Annotated in this window: 25 protein-coding genes; 16 read left to right on the forward strand and 9 right to left on the reverse strand. The window is 63.0% G+C overall.

Annotated features, from left to right (window positions below):
* Window positions 1–52: 52 nt before the first annotated feature.
* Window positions 53–1,465 carry a pyruvate kinase gene (gene pyk / locus FV242_RS16010; RefSeq protein ID WP_147939595.1) on the forward strand — a complete coding sequence of 471 codons (1,413 nt, stop codon included), beginning with the start codon at window positions 53–55 and terminating at the stop codon, window positions 1,463–1,465.
* A gap of 890 nt (window positions 1,466–2,355) precedes the next feature.
* Here pyk and FV242_RS16020 read toward each other — a convergent pair.
* Complete coding sequence (locus FV242_RS16020; protein WP_147939597.1) at window positions 2,356–2,646, reverse strand: GapR family DNA-binding domain-containing protein; 291 nt, start codon at window positions 2,644–2,646, stop codon at window positions 2,356–2,358.
* Between the two features lie 188 nt (window positions 2,647–2,834).
* On the opposite strand from FV242_RS16020, the gene FV242_RS16025 reads away from it, so the two are divergent.
* Window positions 2,835–3,236 (forward strand): STAS/SEC14 domain-containing protein, encoded by a 402-nt coding sequence (locus tag FV242_RS16025; protein WP_187278439.1) that lies wholly within the window; start codon window positions 2,835–2,837, stop codon window positions 3,234–3,236.
* A 136-nt stretch (window positions 3,237–3,372) separates the two neighbouring features.
* Entirely contained in the window at window positions 3,373–3,666 is a 294-nt protein-coding gene (locus FV242_RS16030; RefSeq protein WP_147939599.1) for a hypothetical protein, read from the forward strand.
* 16 nt (window positions 3,667–3,682) lie between these two features.
* Here FV242_RS16030 and FV242_RS16035 read toward each other — a convergent pair whose 3' ends face one another.
* Complete coding sequence (locus tag FV242_RS16035; protein WP_147939600.1) at window positions 3,683–3,865, reverse strand: hypothetical protein; 183 nt, start codon at window positions 3,863–3,865, stop codon at window positions 3,683–3,685.
* 295 nt (window positions 3,866–4,160) lie between these two features.
* Here FV242_RS16035 and FV242_RS16040 point away from each other — a divergent pair, with 295 nt between their 5' ends.
* From FV242_RS16040 to FV242_RS16085, 10 genes are all read left to right on the forward strand, one after another.
* Window positions 4,161–4,883: a cache domain-containing protein gene (locus FV242_RS16040; protein WP_147939601.1), complete on the forward strand. Its 723-nt coding sequence runs from the start codon at window positions 4,161–4,163 to the stop codon at window positions 4,881–4,883.
* Between the two features lie 39 nt (window positions 4,884–4,922).
* Window positions 4,923–5,165 carry a hypothetical protein gene (locus FV242_RS16045; protein WP_147939602.1) on the forward strand — a complete coding sequence of 81 codons (243 nt, stop codon included), beginning with the start codon at window positions 4,923–4,925 and terminating at the stop codon, window positions 5,163–5,165.
* A gap of 244 nt (window positions 5,166–5,409) precedes the next feature.
* A complete protein-coding gene (locus tag FV242_RS16050; protein ID WP_147939603.1) occupies window positions 5,410–5,619 on the forward strand; it encodes a hypothetical protein in 210 nt (69 codons plus the stop codon).
* Between the two features lie 179 nt (window positions 5,620–5,798).
* A complete protein-coding gene (locus FV242_RS16055) occupies window positions 5,799–7,130 on the forward strand; it encodes an MFS transporter (protein ID WP_187278444.1) in 1,332 nt (443 codons plus the stop codon).
* Window positions 7,131–7,266: 136 nt separating this feature from the next.
* The gene (locus FV242_RS16060; RefSeq protein WP_147939604.1) at window positions 7,267–8,154 is read left to right on the forward strand and encodes an amidohydrolase; all 888 of its coding nucleotides are present in this window, start codon (window positions 7,267–7,269) and stop codon (window positions 8,152–8,154) included.
* 192 nt (window positions 8,155–8,346) lie between these two features.
* Complete coding sequence (locus tag FV242_RS16065) at window positions 8,347–8,502, forward strand: hypothetical protein (RefSeq protein ID WP_246692728.1); 156 nt, start codon at window positions 8,347–8,349, stop codon at window positions 8,500–8,502.
* A gap of 4 nt (window positions 8,503–8,506) precedes the next feature.
* Entirely contained in the window at window positions 8,507–8,692 is a 186-nt protein-coding gene (locus FV242_RS16070) for a hypothetical protein (RefSeq protein ID WP_147939605.1), read from the forward strand.
* A 6-nt stretch (window positions 8,693–8,698) separates the two neighbouring features.
* Window positions 8,699–8,899 (forward strand): hypothetical protein, encoded by a 201-nt coding sequence (locus FV242_RS16075; RefSeq protein WP_147939606.1) that lies wholly within the window; start codon window positions 8,699–8,701, stop codon window positions 8,897–8,899.
* Between the two features lie 9 nt (window positions 8,900–8,908).
* Window positions 8,909–9,148 (forward strand): hypothetical protein, encoded by a 240-nt coding sequence (locus FV242_RS16080; RefSeq protein WP_147939607.1) that lies wholly within the window; start codon window positions 8,909–8,911, stop codon window positions 9,146–9,148.
* 283 nt (window positions 9,149–9,431) lie between these two features.
* The gene (locus FV242_RS16085; protein ID WP_147939608.1) at window positions 9,432–9,743 is read left to right on the forward strand and encodes a hypothetical protein; all 312 of its coding nucleotides are present in this window, start codon (window positions 9,432–9,434) and stop codon (window positions 9,741–9,743) included.
* Between the two features lie 170 nt (window positions 9,744–9,913).
* Here FV242_RS16085 and FV242_RS16090 read toward each other — a convergent pair whose 3' ends face one another.
* Window positions 9,914–10,192 (reverse strand): hypothetical protein, encoded by a 279-nt coding sequence (locus FV242_RS16090; protein WP_147939609.1) that lies wholly within the window; start codon window positions 10,190–10,192, stop codon window positions 9,914–9,916.
* A gap of 171 nt (window positions 10,193–10,363) precedes the next feature.
* Here FV242_RS16090 and FV242_RS34590 point away from each other — a divergent pair, with 171 nt between their 5' ends.
* A complete protein-coding gene (locus FV242_RS34590) occupies window positions 10,364–10,507 on the forward strand; it encodes a hypothetical protein (RefSeq protein ID WP_187278440.1) in 144 nt (47 codons plus the stop codon).
* A gap of 89 nt (window positions 10,508–10,596) precedes the next feature.
* On the opposite strand, the gene FV242_RS16095 is transcribed toward FV242_RS34590, so the two are convergent.
* Together FV242_RS16095 and FV242_RS34595 are read right to left on the reverse strand one after the other, a co-directional pair.
* Window positions 10,597–11,070, reverse strand: a complete 474-nt coding sequence (locus tag FV242_RS16095; protein WP_147939610.1) for a CYTH domain-containing protein — start codon at window positions 11,068–11,070, stop codon at window positions 10,597–10,599.
* A 174-nt stretch (window positions 11,071–11,244) separates the two neighbouring features.
* Window positions 11,245–11,388 carry a hypothetical protein gene (locus FV242_RS34595; RefSeq protein WP_187278441.1) on the reverse strand — a complete coding sequence of 48 codons (144 nt, stop codon included), beginning with the start codon at window positions 11,386–11,388 and terminating at the stop codon, window positions 11,245–11,247.
* Window positions 11,389–12,094: 706 nt separating this feature from the next.
* On the opposite strand from FV242_RS34595, the gene FV242_RS16105 reads away from it, so the two are divergent.
* Complete coding sequence (locus FV242_RS16105) at window positions 12,095–12,664, forward strand: fasciclin domain-containing protein (protein WP_147939612.1); 570 nt, start codon at window positions 12,095–12,097, stop codon at window positions 12,662–12,664.
* 66 nt (window positions 12,665–12,730) lie between these two features.
* On the opposite strand, the gene FV242_RS16110 is transcribed toward FV242_RS16105, so the two are convergent.
* Together FV242_RS16110 and FV242_RS16115 are read right to left on the reverse strand one after the other, a co-directional pair.
* Window positions 12,731–12,991, reverse strand: a complete 261-nt coding sequence (locus FV242_RS16110; protein ID WP_147939613.1) for a hypothetical protein — start codon at window positions 12,989–12,991, stop codon at window positions 12,731–12,733.
* Between the two features lie 306 nt (window positions 12,992–13,297).
* Window positions 13,298–13,534 carry a hypothetical protein gene (locus FV242_RS16115; RefSeq protein ID WP_306440309.1) on the reverse strand — a complete coding sequence of 79 codons (237 nt, stop codon included), beginning with the start codon at window positions 13,532–13,534 and terminating at the stop codon, window positions 13,298–13,300.
* A gap of 217 nt (window positions 13,535–13,751) precedes the next feature.
* Between FV242_RS16115 and FV242_RS16120 the strand changes: the two genes are divergently transcribed.
* A complete protein-coding gene (locus tag FV242_RS16120; RefSeq protein ID WP_246692729.1) occupies window positions 13,752–14,228 on the forward strand; it encodes a heme utilization protein in 477 nt (158 codons plus the stop codon).
* Between the two features lie 419 nt (window positions 14,229–14,647).
* Here FV242_RS16120 and FV242_RS16125 read toward each other — a convergent pair whose 3' ends face one another.
* Entirely contained in the window at window positions 14,648–14,893 is a 246-nt protein-coding gene (locus tag FV242_RS16125; RefSeq protein ID WP_147939614.1) for a hypothetical protein, read from the reverse strand.
* 988 nt (window positions 14,894–15,881) lie between these two features.
* A complete protein-coding gene (locus FV242_RS16130) occupies window positions 15,882–16,811 on the reverse strand; it encodes a class I SAM-dependent methyltransferase (RefSeq protein ID WP_147939615.1) in 930 nt (309 codons plus the stop codon).
* Window positions 16,812–16,924: the final 113 nt, after the last annotated feature.

Here is a 16,924-nt window from a genome sequence, read left to right on the forward strand (position 1 = left end):
TCGCCTGATACGCCCCCCGGAACAGAGGCGGCCGTTCTTGGCCGAACTGCCCATGCGCCGTCACCGCCACGCCAAGATCGTCGCTACTGTGGGTCCGGCCAGTTCCGCTCCTGACCGGCTGAAGTCCCTATTCCTGGCAGGTGTCGATACCTTCCGGCTGAACTTCAGCCACGGCACCCAGGATGACCATGCCAAGGTCCACGCCGCGATCCGCGCCCTGGAGAAGGAAGTCGGTCGGCCAATTGGCATTCTTCAGGATCTACAAGGACCGAAGATCCGCGTGGGTACGGTCAAGGACGGTCGCCTCGACCTGACGGTGGGCGAGAGCGTCCGCTTCGTGCTGAAGGGAGCGGATGGCGACAAGCAGGCGATCCCGCTCCACCACCCGGAGATCTTCGCCGCCCTCGTGCCGGGCCAGGAGCTTCTCATCGACGACGGGCGGGTGCGCGTGCGCGTCGTCGGGCTGGAGACTGCCACCATCACCGCTGAGGTCGTCACGGGCGGGGTGATCTCGAACCGCAAGGGCGTCAACCTGCCCGGCACCCTGCTCGATCTCTCGCCGCTGACGGCCAAGGATCGCGCGGACCTCGCCTTCGGGCTGGACCTCGGCATTGACTGGGTCGCCCTATCCTTCGTGCAGAAGCCCTCGGATGTAATTGAGGCGCGCGGCCTGATCGGCGATCGGGCCGGGATAATGTCGAAGATCGAGAAGCCGCAGGCGCTGAAGCGGATCGACGACATCATCCGGCTCTCCGACGCCGTCATGGTCGCCCGCGGTGATCTCGGCGTCGAGATCCCCCACGAGGACGTGCCGGGCCGTCAGAAGGAGTTGATCCGCGCCTGTCGGCTTGCGGTGAAGCCGGTGATCGTGGCCACGCAGATGCTGGACTCGATGGTCAATGCCCCTGCGCCGACGCGAGCGGAAGCTTCGGACGTGGCGACCGCGATCTACGACGGGGCGGACGCCGTGATGCTCTCGGCGGAGTCGGCCACGGGGAGCTACCCGGTCGAGGCCGTGTCGATGATGGACCGGATCATCCGCAGCGTGGAGGGGCACAAGCTCTACCACTCGATCATGGCGGCCACCGATCCCGGCGAGGAGGAGACGCCGCCGCACGCGGTGGCCACCGCGACCGCGACGCTCGCCGAGGCCGTGCACGCCAAGGCGATCGTGGCTTATACGGCGAGCGGCACCACCGCGGCGCGTGTGGCGCGCAAGCGCCCCGAACCGCCGATCCTGGCGCTGACCCCGAGCCTCGCGACCTCGCGGCGTCTATGCCTGCTGTGGGGCGCCCACAGCGTGCACACGGGCGATGTGGACTCCTACGAGGAGATGACGACGAAGGCGTGTCACCACGCTCAGGACGAGGGTTTCGCCAAGGCGAACGACATCATCGTCGTCACCGCAGGCATCCCGTTCCACGTCAGCGGCACCACCAACAACATCCGCCTGATGCAGGTCTGAAGCAGGCCCTGCAAATCCAGCCCCATGCATGACGGTGGATCGGCGCCCGAAGCGTGACCCCGGCATAGATGCAGCTAAATCTCAGTCAAAATTACAAGAACTGAGATTAAGGTAGGGTGAGAATCTGCGCCGATCGCGACCGCACCTTGTGATGCAATTCGAGTTTGATCGAATAACTTCAGCCCATTTGCGGAAGGGGTGGCGCTTCGACGCTGATCCACACCTTGTTCGGCGCGCTGCTCTCGGACTGCGCCTGTTCGTTGAGATCTTCCACGTCCGCTTCACGAGGAAGATCAACCGCGGCCGCGGTGCGATGCCTCGCGAAATTGGAGCGCTTAGGGTGGCGATCGAGACCTTCGACGATAGGGGAAGCCGACACACTGGCGATGGCTGCGAGCGGGCTTCTTAGCGCGCTTGGAGCATCATCAGCGCATCGACGTATCTGCCAATCAGCGGAACAGGATCAAGGCTTGCGGGATCGGGGTCGGGCGACCTTCGCGAATTTCCTAAAGGCGCGCTCGTCGCGATGGTCGAGCGCTTTCCAAATGCAACCAAGACCGTTCGACACCATTTCCCGATTTGCGTGATGGCAGCCTCGATCGCGGCCCAGCGCCAAGAGGACAAAAGGCATGGCCAACCCAGGTATTCCCGACCCCGGCGGCCCTGATCTCCCATACCCCGGCGAACCGCCTCCGACCGACCCAACGCCGGGTGATCCTCCGTCGCCGCAGCCACCGCCTGACCCTGTCCCCGGCGATCCTGCTGGACCCGATATCATGCCCGGTGACCCTGTAGGGCCGGGCACGATCATGTGAGCTTCGGGTGGCCCGCTGTTGCGCGGGAATAGGTAGGACGGCGCTTGATGCGCCGTCCTCATTCAGAACTAAGACTCAGGCCGCCTCGGCCAGGGGCGCGGACGACGGCGCGTCCATGGCGCGCAGGTACACGTCGAGCAGCGTCTCGTGCTCATCGCGCTCGTCCTTGTCCTGCTTCCGGATTTTTAGGATCTCCTTGAGAATTTTCACGTCCAGGCCCTCGCCCTTGGCCTCGGCGAAGATCTCCTTCTTGGCCTCCATGAGGTCCTTGATCTCTTCCTCGACCCGCTCGATCCGCTCGATGATGGAGCAGATGCGCTCGCCTGCTACGGCGACGGTATCGGTGATCTCGATCTTATCGGCCATGTGCTGATCCCTACGATGAGGGGAGTGACCGTGGCGGTTCAGGGTAACTGCGAAGTTAAACGGTGGCGAGCGGGGCGACGCCTTGCTCCGACACATGCCGCCCAACGACACGGTCGATGCTCTTCAGGATCAAACCCGAGCGACGTGCTGTTTCTGACCATCACATAGAGATGGCGATGGAGCCTTTCATGACCGCAGCACCAGACGGATCGGTGATCCAGCGCGAGGCGCCACGCGCCGATCTCCTGGCCTTCGAGATCAAGGACAGGATCACCAAGCCCGACATCGAGTGGATGTCCTCGATCGCCGACGAGGCGATGAAAATCTACGACAAGATCGACATGCTGCTGATCATGTCGAACTACGAAGGCTCGGACCTCGGGGCGAGGTTCGACGGCTACGCCAGCACGGTGATGGCCCGCTCGGTCGCGCACATCCGCAATTACGTCGTGGTCGGCGCGCCGCTGTTCGCCCGCGCGATGATCACCCTGTCGGGGACGGTCATGCCGGTCGAAACCAAGACGTTCGATCTAGCGGACGAAGCCGCGGCCTGGGCCTATCTCGATGAGGCCGGACCAGCCGCTGACTGACGAGCGGTAATGATATGGCCGACCAGCAGGAGCGGTCGATACCACAGCATCGATCCGGACGTTGCGCTTCTCGTCAAGCCAAGCTTAGGACTGCGCCGTGGTTTAAGGACTGCCACGTCGTAGGCTGGAGGATTGGTTGAGGGAACCCGAGCAAGGCAGCGCCGAGGCCGTCTATGTCTCTGCCATGGTGGGCGAGATGATGCGACGCGTTCTCGAAGACGCGCTCGTCGATCTCGCACGGACCAAGGGCGCCTCATATCTCGATATGTTCGCCGAGCGCGAGCTTGGGCGCTATGCCGATCTGTTCCGCGAGCGCACTGGCGACACGCCGGATATCTCGAACATGTTGCGAGTTTGGTTTGCGGTGGAAGGTAGCGCAGCTTTGCGAGAGGTCGTTGAACGCGCGAACGAAAAGGCGCGGCACGATTAGCTGCTGCACACTCACCTCATCGGAATAGCGGGAGGCCAGCGCCGATGAGGCCCAGCCCGGCCAAGAACAGGCCCCCTCTAACCATCTCCAGCAGAACGCGCCAGTTCGGGGCGAACAGCGACGCCGCGGCGGATTTGACGGCCACGAGGAGATAGATCGGGCTCAGAATGAGCATCGACGGCGCCTTCGCAGCCATCATCGGCGCCGCTCAGCAACGATCGGTGATCTCACGCAACCGAGTGCTACGCGCCATGGCCGGACTTCCAGTCTGGGATCTTGTCGCGCAGCGAGTCCCACACCTTGACCCAAGAGCACGTATCAAACGTCACGTTCTCAATCCACGCGAGTGATCGCACTGGCTGAGCTATGCGGTGCGGGTCCGCTGCCGGGCGGGATGACGAACGCGTGATGATTAATATTGACGCTTGCGATTTGAGTATAAGCATTATCTGATGGCGGGGTCTCTGATGACAAGTCAGTTTACGAGTCAGCCGATGATGTCACGGTTATTGCTCGTCGCCAGCATGATTGCCGCGGGCCTCGCCTGTACGGCGCCTGCATCGGCCTGCGGTGGTTTCGTCGAAGCTCCAGTAAGCTGTGACGACCCAAGCCCTAACGGCTTCGCATCATGGATGCTCGGCCGGGTCGATAAAGCCCTGAAGGCCGATAAAACCCAGGCGCTCGGCGCATTCACCAAGGGCACGGACGGCTTCCGTACAGCAGACAGTTACGTGTTCTGCGTTGGACCCGAAGGCGTTATGAGCGCCCACCCCAGCCCGATCCTACAGGGTCATGACGTGCGCGACCTCCACGACAAGACCGGTAACTACTTCATCAAGACCATGATGCAGGAGGCCAAGCCCGGACAGATCTCGGTGATCCGCTACCTGTTTCCAAAGCCCGGAAGCACCGTCGAGGAGCCGAAGACGACCTACTACACCAAGGCGGGTGATCAGATGTGTGCGGTCGGCGTCTACGACGCTGACGCAGCGGCACCACGAGCAGCAACTCCGGAGGCGCGGGTGGCGAGCCTACGGGCAAAGCTCGATGGAGAGATCCCAGCTTCGGCGCGGGCGGACTGGATCGCGTTTCTGGAGGCGCTGAACCAAGTCGGCGATACACGAGCCGCTACGATCGCCCGCGTCCGCGATGGGCTGAAGGCCGCAGAAGCCGCTCTGAACCCCACAGACGGGAAAACCACCACGGGCCAGGAATAGGTCCAGGAAGGCGGCCGGTCTGGGCTCGGGGAGGCCGTGATGGGGCTACCCATCGTCGTGCCCTTGGCGGAGGCGGCTACCTTCACCTTGGGGTGTGCCGTGTTGCACGCCCGTTGGCTCAACCCTGAGCGCGTCAGCATGGTGCTGGCAGGTGTCGCCACACTTCTGACTGTCGGGCTGCTGCTCACTCTGACATCTGAGAACGTGTGCATCGATGCCGGTGCTCTTGATCCGGCGGCGGTGTGGCCTTTAGCGGTGGAGGTTGACCTCCACGGCCCGTGATTTCGCTTGCCCGGATCGAGGGATCGAACGCGAGGGTGGCTTCAGGATCTCAGATCCACTCCCAGCGGATGTCCTTACCGCGACCGTCGAGACCATGTCGGCGTCGGTGATCACGACGATATCCCTGCTCAGATGACGACCACCGGTCTTCCGTACCATCCGGAGATGATCTTCGCCGTGCCGGTCACCGCACGCCACCATTCGTCGAAGAACATGTTGGTCACGGTGCGGACGACGATCCCGCTTGAAGGGCACCGGGTGGGCCAGCGCACCCAGTGGCGACGATCACCTTCTCCGACGCGACGAAGAAGATCGCATCGATTTCCAGCCGACCGGTCGATTGTCGTTGTACGAAAATGGTGACTGCGAGATCGAGGGCGCCCTCGTGTTGATCTTCTGGGACGGCCTGCCGTGCGTTTTTAGGTATACGATATTCGCGCCGATCACTTCCTGATTTATGATGATCTCGCTCATCTCACGAGCGTCGAACACATGCATCAATTGGCCTCCGCGGCGTAGGGCGTACAGATCGAAGCCGTTGATCCACGGACGCTGAATACGGTGTGCGGCGACCACTTAAATCTGAGGTACGGAAGGAGCCAAGAAACACGCGGACACAACGGGAGACGCAGGATGGCCGCCACTCAGGCTACGCCATATCGAACAGTCGATGGAGCCGTCGTCATGCGGCGAGTGGGATGGCGGATCGTGCCGTTCCTCGTGCTCTGCTACTTCATCGCCTACGTCGATCGGGTGAACGCGGGCTTCGCCGCCCTCACCATGAACAAGGACCTCGGCCTGTCGCAGGCGATGTTTGGCATCGGCGGCGGCTTGTTCTTCGTCGCCTACGTGCTGTTCGAGGTGCCGAGCAACATCGCGATGGAGAAGGTCGGCGCGCGGCTCTGGATCGCGCGCATCATGATCACCTGGGGCATGGTTGGTGTCGCGATGGCCTTCATCGTCGGCCCCTACAGCTTCTATCTCTGCCGGTTTCTACTGGGCGCGGCTGAGGCCGGGTTCTTCCCCGGCGCGCTCCTGTACCTGACCTATTGGTTCCCCAAGGCGTACCGCGCCCGCATCGTCGCCATGTTCATGGTCGCGATCCCGATCTCCAGCTTCCTCGGCTCGCCGATCTCGGCCTCCCTGCTACAGCTTGAGGGCGCCGCCGGGCTTCACGGGTGGCAGTGGCTGTTCATCGTTGAGGCGATCCCGGCTGTGCTGCTTGGGCTTGCTGCTTTGTTCATGCTGCCGAGCCGACCGGCGGAGGCCACGTGGCTGGCGCCCGAGGAGCGGGCGTGGCTGGAAGATCAACTCGCGGCTGATCGCTCCGGGATCTCCCCGGTTGCGCACCACCTGCCGCTGCATAAAGTCCTGACAAACAAGTACATTTGGGCACTGGCGCTGATCTACTCGGGCTCGTCGGCAACCAGTAACGCGCTCTCGCTGTGGCAGCCGCAGATCCTCAAGGCGTTCGGCTTGTCCAACCTAGAGACGGGCCTGCTGAACATGATCCCGTTTGGCATCGCCTCGGTGTTCATGATCTTCTGGGGGTTGCGTGCCGACCGAACGGGCGAGCGGGTGTGGAGCACAACGTTGCCGCTGGCCGCGACCTGCATGTGCCTGTTCGCCACCAATCTCACCTCCTCGCTCCCGGTGACGATGGTGCTGCTGAGCCTAGTGCTGATGGGCAACTACGCAATCAAGGGTCCGTTCTGGGCGATGGCGACCGAATGGCTCTCGGTAGGCACGGCCGCGGCCGGTATCGCAGCGATCAACACGCTGTCGCATCTGGGCACCGGCATCGCCTCGTGGCTGCTCGGTGTGATTAAGGACCAGACCGGCAGCTTCCCTCTCGCGCTGCTGCCGCTCGTGTTCCTGACCGGCTCGGGCGCGATCATGACCCTGATCCTCGGACGCGGCTCGCGTGCGCGGGCCGCCGCCCCCGCTCCGGCCGCTGCGGAATAGTCCCGATCGTCGAAGCCGCCGTGCTTGAGCGGCTTCGACGAGGTGTTGGACCTTCTCCTCAATGAATGCCCTTCCCGATGCGTTTTCGAACGCAGCAGGGTCGTCTCACTGAAGCAGTGATCGCAAGGAAGCGGCGATGATGTCACGACGCATGTTCCATGGGACCATTGTGGGCTTGGCTGCGGCAAGTGCTTGGCCGCAACGCAGCGTGGCGCAGGATGCGTCCGGGACAGCCATCGACTCCCACGCGCATGTCTTCAAGCGTGGCCTGCCGTTGGCTGCCAACATCCGGTACGCGCCCGACTACGATGCGACGCCTGAGGATTACATCAGGAACTTGGACGCCAACGGCATGTCGAACGGCGTCCTCGTTCAACCGAGTTTCCTCGGGACCGACAACAGCTACATGCTGGAGGCCCTGAAACGTTACCCGGACCGTTTCCGTGGCATCGCCGTGGTGCAGCCCGACATTCAGCAGGACGCTCTGCGAGAACTCGCTGCTGCTGGGGTCGTCGGCATCCGCCTCAACCTGATCGGTGCGCAGAACCCGCAGTTCGATGCCGATCCCTGGCCGATGCTGCTGAAGCGCCTCGCCGACCTCAACTGGCAGGTCGAGATCCAGGCGGAGGCCCGTCGATGGCCGGAGTTGCTCCCCCGCCTGCTGAAGAGTGGTGTGAAGGTCGTGGCGGACCATTTCGGCAAGCCCGACCCCAAGCTCGGCATCGATGATCCTGGTTTCCGGCAATTGCTGACTGCGGGGAGCACGGGTCGTGTCTGGGTCAAGATATCCGGCTCGTACCGCAACGGCGCTGACTTACCGGCGGCTGCGATACCGCTGCTGCGTGAGAATTTCGGTCTCGATCACCTCGTCTGGGGAAGCGACTGGCCGAACACTCAATTCGAGAAGGTGACGAACTACGCTCAAGTTCGGGGCGAACTCGACGCGTGGTTGCCCGACCCAGGGGATCGCCGCGTCGTCCTCGTGGATGCGCCGCGCAAGCTATTCTGGATGCCCCGTACCTAATGTTTATCAGGGTTCCGACGCCTCGTGGATCTCGGCAAGATCGCTCGATTGAGAGCGCTCGCGTATCTTCCTGGGCGCGGATATCTCAGCGCGGATCCGCGTCGATGTCGTTCCCAGCCGTGGGGGAGTGAAATCCTTGGTCCAACGATGAGTGAGCCATTGAACTAATCTGATAAGGCTGCGGTGCATCGGATGATGGCACGTCTCGACGGGTTCGCCCGTGGCCTTGGTCTGGACGAGGGGACCACGCGCACGATCGTTGAGACGGTGGTCGCCGACATGCCTGATCAGTCCGACGAGGAGCGCCTTGCCGAGGCGCGCCGCCGGATGATCGTGGCATCCGCGTAGCCGCATGTTCGAGGACTCGGATCCGATCGTGGAGGCCGTGACGGTGATCACGTCCCGCGGTTACACCGTCGAGCCCGACGCCGACTTCGATCGATGGCGCGTCGATGGGGGCGAATGGCTCACGGTCGGCGAACTGCTAACGCTCGCCATGCACCTTGGTCTGAACGCCGGGGTCGGCCGGTTGCAGTAGTTCGCCATGCCACAGACCTTGACCGGCTGGATCCTACTCGCGGCCATTATGGCTTCCGCAATGGGGTCGGTGATCACGACCACCAAGCTTATCCTCGTGCTGCGCGGGAGGGTGGCTTTGGACCGCAGGGACATCCACGCCGCCTATGCGTTCGGGGTGCTGCTGGCGCTCTCGACCCTGTTGTTCCTCTTCGTCGAGGGGCGGTAATTCGACGGCATGCCCACCGAGATCCGCGCCCCTCTCCGCGGCCTTCAGCTAGAAGCTCTCCGCGCCTGCGCCCTGTACCCACAGGGCATGCGGCACGGCGCGCACCCGAGCGTCATGCCGGTGCTGCGAGATCTCGGGCTCGTCGAGGAGCGGCTGATACGCGGACCGTCCGAGCGGAAGCTGTGGTTCCTGACGCAGGCCGGACGCGATCTGCTGACCGAGATCGGGATGGGCGAGCCCCAGGATTGAACGAGCAGGCAAGATAGGCGCGCCACAGCGCGGCAGCGCGCCTGAGCAGGTTCCGGTCTCGGGAAGGAACGTCGGCGGAATATGGTTGTATGCGCGCCTAGACAAGCCGCAACGATCAATAAGCCGAAGGTGTGGCTGTGTCATAGAATTGTAATCTGGGTTAGAAAGTCCCTTCGCGCTCCCGAGTGCAGCGTGGGCCTCCCGCCTTCTTCCGTGCGGTGCCAACGAACTCGGGGTCTAACGCAGGCGAGCCGGGGTTATGGTCATCGGCTGAGGGGGCAACATGGCTACGATCGAGGAACTCGCTGGGACGTTGCAGGGGCTGGCTGGACCGGGGATCAAGCGGAAGGAACTGGTCTCCGCGGTGCGTGAGAAGCACCCCAAGGCGTCCAAGAAGGACATCGTGCGGGCCGCCTTCTACGCCCTCACGAGCGCCGTGGACGGCGATCTGGAACGCGCGCAGCGGCTCCACGACTTCGCGCTCACTGAGCGGGCCTCCGAGGACGGGGAGACCCCACTTCCGGTTACGCGTCGGAAGAAGGATCGGCGTGGAGATGCCCATCGGAACCGACAGAAGGCTCACCGAGCGGCCTGAACAGGCCGAAGGGGCGGGTCATTCGATCGTCGCGGCGCGGCGCGACACGTGCCGCGCCGCTTCACTGGCTTGCCGTGAATGAACCATGCCCGAGCGCTTATGCCTCGCTCCTGTTGTAGCTCAGCGGCTTGGGAGCGGAAGGCTGAAGCAGGTGACGCCTTAGCGGGGGGTCAGTCGCCGCTCTTGTCGTTCCCCTCCCGCCTGGGGGCTGAGAACTCCTCCAGGTGGTTCGCGGCGTCGGCATACAACTCGAAGCGCCGAAGCAGAACGGCCCGCTTGGCTTCCTTCTTCGTGTCGTTCAGCTTCTCTTTTGCCCTGTCGGCCTTATCTCGAAACTTCTTAGCCAGCTTATCAAATTTTTCGTCGATTTTACCCGTGATCTCGTCGGCCTCCTGCTTCAGGATTTCTGAATAATCCTTTTTCTCGGGCTTATTATCTGGCTGCTTCATGCTCTTTTTCCTCATTCACAACTGCTCGTGATGAGGGGCGTATACCGAAGCTTGGATACCGTGTCGCCTGCCGTACAATTTGGGCCGTCCTGACACGGCCAAGGTCATCTCATCGTCGTGGCACGGGCATAGAGGACGCCCCCTCTTAACTGTGCAACCCGATGGGGACCCGTGGTCGATTGGTCTGACTACCTCGACGAGAACCGCCCGGTGACCGCCGATCAAAGCTGGATGCGGATGTACATCGCCGCGGGGCTGATCGGCATGGGGACACTCAGCGTGATCGGCGGGATGCTCCACATCCTTCCGGCCTGATGATCAGCGTGACGCAATCTGGAAGGCACCACTTCCCAGTCCGTATCCGGGGTCAGCAGAGCCAACGCGTTCCAGTCGGATCGAGCGTGTCAGGCCGCCAGCCGGTCCGGTCTCGCCCAGGCGGCCAACCGCGAATTACGGTAGCGCTGATCGGCCGTCACCTCACAGCCAACCCAGGGCGGCAGCACGACGAATTGGTCCTCGTGCTCCATCTCAATCTCAGCCAGGATCAGCCCGTCGTAGGCACCGCCGAACACGTCCAGGTCCCAGACCGCACCAGCGTGCTCGATCCGGTAACGGGTCTTCTGGATGCGGGCGTGCATCGGCACGTCGGCGAGCAGCGCCTCGCCCATCGACAACGGCACCTCGGTCTCGATCTCTTCCCGGCTGGCACCGCTCTTCGGCCCCTTCCACGTCAGGAATGCTCGGTCGCCCGCGCGGCGGACCCGGAGGGTGTTGTTGGCGTCGGTGTAGAGGTAGCCCTGGACGAGGAGCGTGCCGGATTGGCAGAGGGGCAGAACGGCAGGCGTGCAGAGAAACTTGCGCTCGATTTCGAGTGGCATGCGGTGCAGGGGCTCGTGCCGTTGCGGTCGCGTCCTTTAACTCATGTAAAGGTAGACTCGAAACAGGGCAGATGGCTCCCCCCATGGCGTCCTGTGCATGGCTTGGGGAATTGCCGATTGTGCTCGTCGGCAAGTTGCCCGCTCGGCCATCCCTGAACGAGAGGGGCTGCCGGTTTAGCCGACCGTCACTTGGGCTGGCTTGCGTCGGTGTCGGAACAGGCCACGCAGCGCCCGGAATGGCAGTAGCATCAGCTTGGCCACGCCGTGGGCGGCCATGACGACGACGACGGCCAACAGGGCCAGCAGAGTGTTCCGCATGCGGGGTACTCCTGGCGGCGTGATACCGGCGGACCGCCCCCGCCATTGTCTTCAGGAGGCGCGCCGATCGCGGCGGGACTGTGTTGCAGATACCTGTGTCCCAGGCGCATTCCTCAGTGACGCGCGAGCCTGAGGCTCGTACGCCGGATTGATGTCGCATTCGCCGAAGCGCCATGCCTATCTCGTAGCCGTGTCGCAGGAGTGCGAAGCGGTCTGTGTGTATGCGGTGTTGGCTGGGACATCGGAAGAGGCGTTGGAAGCTGTGGCTTTAGTCGCTCCGCCCGCATCGAAGCCGGAGGTCGTCGGAAGCCTGTCGCGCGCCTTGGTGAAGCGCATCCGGCTCAAGCCGGGGGAGCTACGATTGGTGTGACAGAGTCCGACCTGCTCACCGCCGATGAAGCGGCAAAGCTGCTGCGGGCCGGTCAGTGATGAAGGGGCTGGGTCTGACGTTGGTGCGCATCAAACTGTCGATGGCCGCTGTGGCCCTCGTAGTCGCAAGCATCATTGCCGTGGCCCGAGGGATCGGGCGTCTGCCGTGAACAAGTCGGGGGCCGCGAGACGGATCAAGCTCGTCCCGGCAGCGCTGACGGGCTCACGCTCACCGATCAGTGATCAGGTCGGAGAGCCTACGATCCGAAACCTTTCCGCAGATGGCTCCGTATGAGCCATCATTGCCCCCAGCGAAGGGGGAACGGAAGGAACTATGATGTTCAACACCAGCACAGGCCGCCGCGCGGCCCGGACGTTCGCCCTGACCCTCGCCCTCGGCCTGGGTGCGACCGGTGCAGCCTACGCCAAGAACCCGATGGTCGGCGGTGCGCCGATGTACGCCAGCAAGACCATCGTCGAGAACGCGGTCAACTCCAAGGACCATACCACGCTGGTCGCTGCCGTTAAAGCTGCGGGTCTCGTCGAGACGCTGAGCGGTCCCGGCCCGTTCACGGTGTTCGCACCCACGAACGCTGCCTTCGCTAAGCTACCGGCGGGCACCGTCGAGAACCTCGTCCAGCCGCAGAACAAGGCGACGCTGACCAAGATCCTGACCTACCACGTGGTTTCGGGCGTCTACACCGCCAAGGATCTGATGGCGCTGGCCAAGAAGGGCAGTGGACAGAACCAACTCACCACGGTCGAGGGCGAGCCGCTCGCCGTGGCTGTGCAGGGCAAGAAGGTCCTGATCACCGACGTGAAGGGCGGCACCGCCGTGGTGACCATCCCGAACGTGATGCAGTCGAACGGCGTGATCCACGTCGTCAACGCCGTGCTGATGCCCTGATCGCGACGGCGGCGCGGCATTTGTCGCGCCGCCCTTTTTTCTACTCAGGTCGCTTCCCGCAGGCTGTCACTCGGAGCGTTCAGGCAGCGCTTTCAACAGCGCCGCGTGTAAATTCCACTGTGGCGCCACTGGGGGGATCGCGTCGAGTAGGGGTGCCAACCACCGCTCCCAGACCCGTATCTGGTCGGCCATTCGCGCATCGGTTGTAGCTTGACGCGTCACCTCTGCGCGGTCCCAAGCGTCGAGGCTGCCGAGCACGTATTCGGCGGCGCGTAGGTCAGGATCGACGCTGGCTTCTAAACTGAGGCCGCTTCCGTCTTCGATCACCGGACCTCCTCCATCGGGTATGCAGAGATCCCCGGTCTCCCATCAAATTTGATCGCCCCTGAGATCTGCCATCCGGATCCGGCCCACGATCAGGGCGGAGCCCCTGGTCGCGTAGGGATAAGCCGATCGCTCGGAGAAGAGGCCGTCAGAGGACGACACGATCCAGCGGTAGCAGCCCCGGTACACAGGGCAGGGCATCACCGCGAGCCTGTAGGAGTGGGACAAGGCGTCAGCCTCGTAATCGGGCGGAACGACAGAGGGTGAGAGGGCTCCACCGGAGCCCGCCCGATGCTGGCAGTGAGCCTCTCACATGCGATGCATGATCCGCTTGCGCAGCATGCGGCGGTGCATCATCCGCTTAAGCATCACGCGCTTCTTCATCATCATGCGGTCGCCGTGCATCATACGGACCTGCGTGACATCCGACTGGCCGGTCTGAAGACCGCTTACCGGAACTGGAGCCGCCGACACGGTGCCGACACTGAGGGTGAAGCTGCCGAGCAGGGTTGCAGCAGCGAGAGCGAAGGTCGTCTTCCTCAGCATGATCTTCTGATTTCGGCGGGCGCGTCGGCCCAGAGCCAGGAAGGTTGGGGAACCGCACGCCCCGGCACGACGCCGAAGTATGGCGTCAGCAGTCCCCTACGATCGTGATCGCGCCAGAGTTTCACCGCACGAACCGATGATTGGGGCTGCGTCGGGGGCTTCATGATGAGGGAAGCTTAAGCTTACTCATAGGCTTGGTCACGTAAGAAAATTGATTTTGGCCGCAGCGGAAACTGTTGAGCGGCTGCGTTCGTATGATCGCAAATGTGTCCAATCATCGAGGTTGATGGTGAAGCAAAATTTGAAGTTATCGATGGCCCGTATTTCCGTGCCTATCCTCGCGACCGCCATCTCGGCGGGCCTCCTCTGTCCGGCTGATGCCGCTGTGAAGATACCGAACCAGTACGACGGCTCGTGGACGATCATTGCCGCGACGGCCCAGGGGCCATGCTCAGCCAGCACGAGCTATCAGGTGCAAATCAGGGGCAGCGACGCATCGATCCCCGGCGACGAGATCGACATCGCTGGCGGTGTATCTGCTCGAGGTGCGGTGAAGGCGACGATCACCAAGGGAGCTAACAGGGTGCCGATTGCCGGGAGCCTCAGCACAAAGGGCAGTGGTAGCGGCACCTGGAGCACATCCGGCGGGCTGATCGAGTGTAGCGGCAGTTGGAGCGCTAAACGGACAGGGTAGCGGAAGCTGCCCCGCACCGACTCGCGACAAAGTCAGTCAGACCGTCTTTCGCCTCGGCGCATTCTTGCTCGGCGTTGATCGCTGCCGTCCAGCGCGCAGGTTGTGAACGTCGCGGGGAGCCCTTCCGTCGTGAGCAGGTTGCTGATCCATGGCCATAGATCCTCCGCCCTGCCTCTCTGAGACAGGCCCGTTCGGCGGGGCCAACAGCCTCGAAGGTTCTCTCGCCGACGACCTCGCGTTCTGCGCTTCGTGGCTTGCAGACGAGCGGTACGTTGTCGAGGCTACCTTCGTCTTGGCTGAGGCGCGGAGGGTTCAAATGGAAGTGCTGCGGGGCGTCGCCGATGCCACTGGTGATCGGCTGGGCACGCTCCTGGATGAGCCGCTGGCCGTTGGGACGCCTCAACCCATGAAGGCACCCGTCACTCAGCCAGGAGGCTCTCAATTAGCTCCTGATGCATGCGGCTGAGCACGATGGTGCGATTGATCTCGCTCCGGACGTGCTCGGCATAGACACGCGCAGGCGCGCCTTGGGCGAGACCTGACAGGATGCGCATCTGCTGCTCGCGCCGCTCTTCCGCCTCGGCAACCTGCCGCCCTGCTTGAAAGAGCGGGTCATGCGGCAGCGCATCGGAACGGGAGAGCATAGCAGTCACGAAAGCATCCATAGCGCTGCCCCGCCGCCCATCGTCTCAGGGCTGGCGGGGCGTCGTGCCGTTCCTCACGGCGATGGGTCCGGGTACGCGACGCGGCCCAAGGTTCACAGTGGTCGAGGACGGTTATCGGATACAGAACGGCTACGCTTGAAGGGGTCTCAGATCGGGATGCCAGTCGGCAGTGCCAGTCCGTAATGCTGGGATTGGATTGGGCAAGCCATGACGATGTAGCTGCCGTGGTAATCTGGCAGTGATCTCGAATGGAAACAGGCTGCCCTCCCCGATCACGAGGCAGCCCGCCGTTCGGCGTCAACGCACAAGGCCCATCAGCCCACCCCATGCTCGGGGGCGTACTTGAACCGGGCCGATGGGTGTCCCTTGTGAGGACGTGCCATGGTGCCGTGCTGTGGCCAATTGATCAAAGCCTGAAACGAGCAAGGCCCGCCCAGGGGGACCGGGCGGGCCTAGAGCGACTTCACCGGCTAGGCCGCGCCGTGACCGACCGTGTAACGGCCCCGGCGCTACTCTTTCGATGCTCAGCCTGCAGGCCGATCGCTGCGGTCATCCTGCGCCCTCATGGTTAACGATCTATCACCGAGACCCGCTCTGTTCACAGATGCCGGTGACACACGGACGGCACCTGCGGATGTTCACGGTCACCCGCATCACCGCGTTCCAGTTTCGTTCTACATCCGGCCAAGCTCGGAGGACATCTCCGACGAAAAGACGCGCGACAGCGTCCTGTCGATGGTGAAGGCGGCAGCCAGCCTGCGACAGGGGCTTGCCAAGAACTGACTGCGTCCGCCCTCACAGATCGGCCGTGATGACCCGCGCCGTGATCACGCTGTCGGGGACGGTCATGCTGGTCGAGATCGAGGCGTTCGATCTGGATGCGGAGGCAGCGGCCTGGACATACCTCTTGTAGGCCGGACCAGCCGCGGTCTGAAGCTAGGACGGAGAAGCGAACATCGGCATGGAGCATAAGCCGACGATTGATGGCTCAAGCCGGTTTGCCGGTCATCTCGAACCAGAATGAGGCGCCCGGCGTGCCAGAGTCGTTCGGGTAGAGAAACGGAATATCGGGTCCCGTTCCGCGGGCCGCGAAGACGCTCTTCACCCGCGCGCTCATCGAGGAGTCTTGGCATATGTACATGACGGGGGCCGTCACGCGGAACGGCGGAGCGCCACACATCAGCATCGCGGCAAGCAGGTACTGCTCGTTGTACAGCCGAAAATTCCAAGCCGCGGGATAGTCGTCCGGGATGAAGATGTCGTGGATCTGTACAATCACGCCGTTGGCCAGACGCGGCATCACTTCAAGGAAAAACACCGTCACATCCGAATTTGCGAATGAACGGTGTGACCCATCGAAAAACACAATGTCTCCGGCCTTCAGTTCATCGAAGATCCTCAGGTCGCAGGCTTCGAGTGGGCTGCGCACCGTCCAGTCGCAAATGGCATCGACCTCCCGGCGGGGCATCGGGTCGATCGATGTGATCCGCGTCGGGAGTTGCAGAGCGTTGATGGTGTAGCGAGCAAAGCAGGTTGAGCTACCGGAGCCGATTTCCAGGTAGCGGGCCGGTCGCTTCCAGGCGAGCATCGTCATCAGCGCCGCAGCGACGAGCGCGGTAAACCATGTGTTGTTCCAGTGCGGTGTTACCGGATCTGCGACGTTGGCTTCGTGCGGCACCGTGTGGAGCAGGTCGGCGTGCTGCTCCAGGGCATCAAGAAAAGCATCATAGGCCGCGGTATCTCGGGCCAGAACCGAACGAAGATGCCCATGCGGCGCGCTACCCCGCTCCCATCGAGAGGATGGCGCTACCGGGTGGTAGTCATGGACAGTGTGGCTCCAGCGAAATGGCTCTGTGCTCGCTTTGAAGATGTCTACGCCTGCACGGCGTCCGGCACTTCTGACGGCTTGCTTCAGCATGACTCCCCCCCCTCCAATCGGGAGAGGAAAATGCCGGGATTGCAACTTAAAGTCGAGATCGTCAGACTGTCTACGCACTCTTTGGCGGGATCGCGGTTAAGGGTAGCTTCCTC

The organism is Methylobacterium sp. WL64 (assembly GCF_008039945.1).
In the GTDB taxonomy this organism is placed as follows: Bacteria; Pseudomonadota; Alphaproteobacteria; order Rhizobiales; family Beijerinckiaceae; genus Methylobacterium.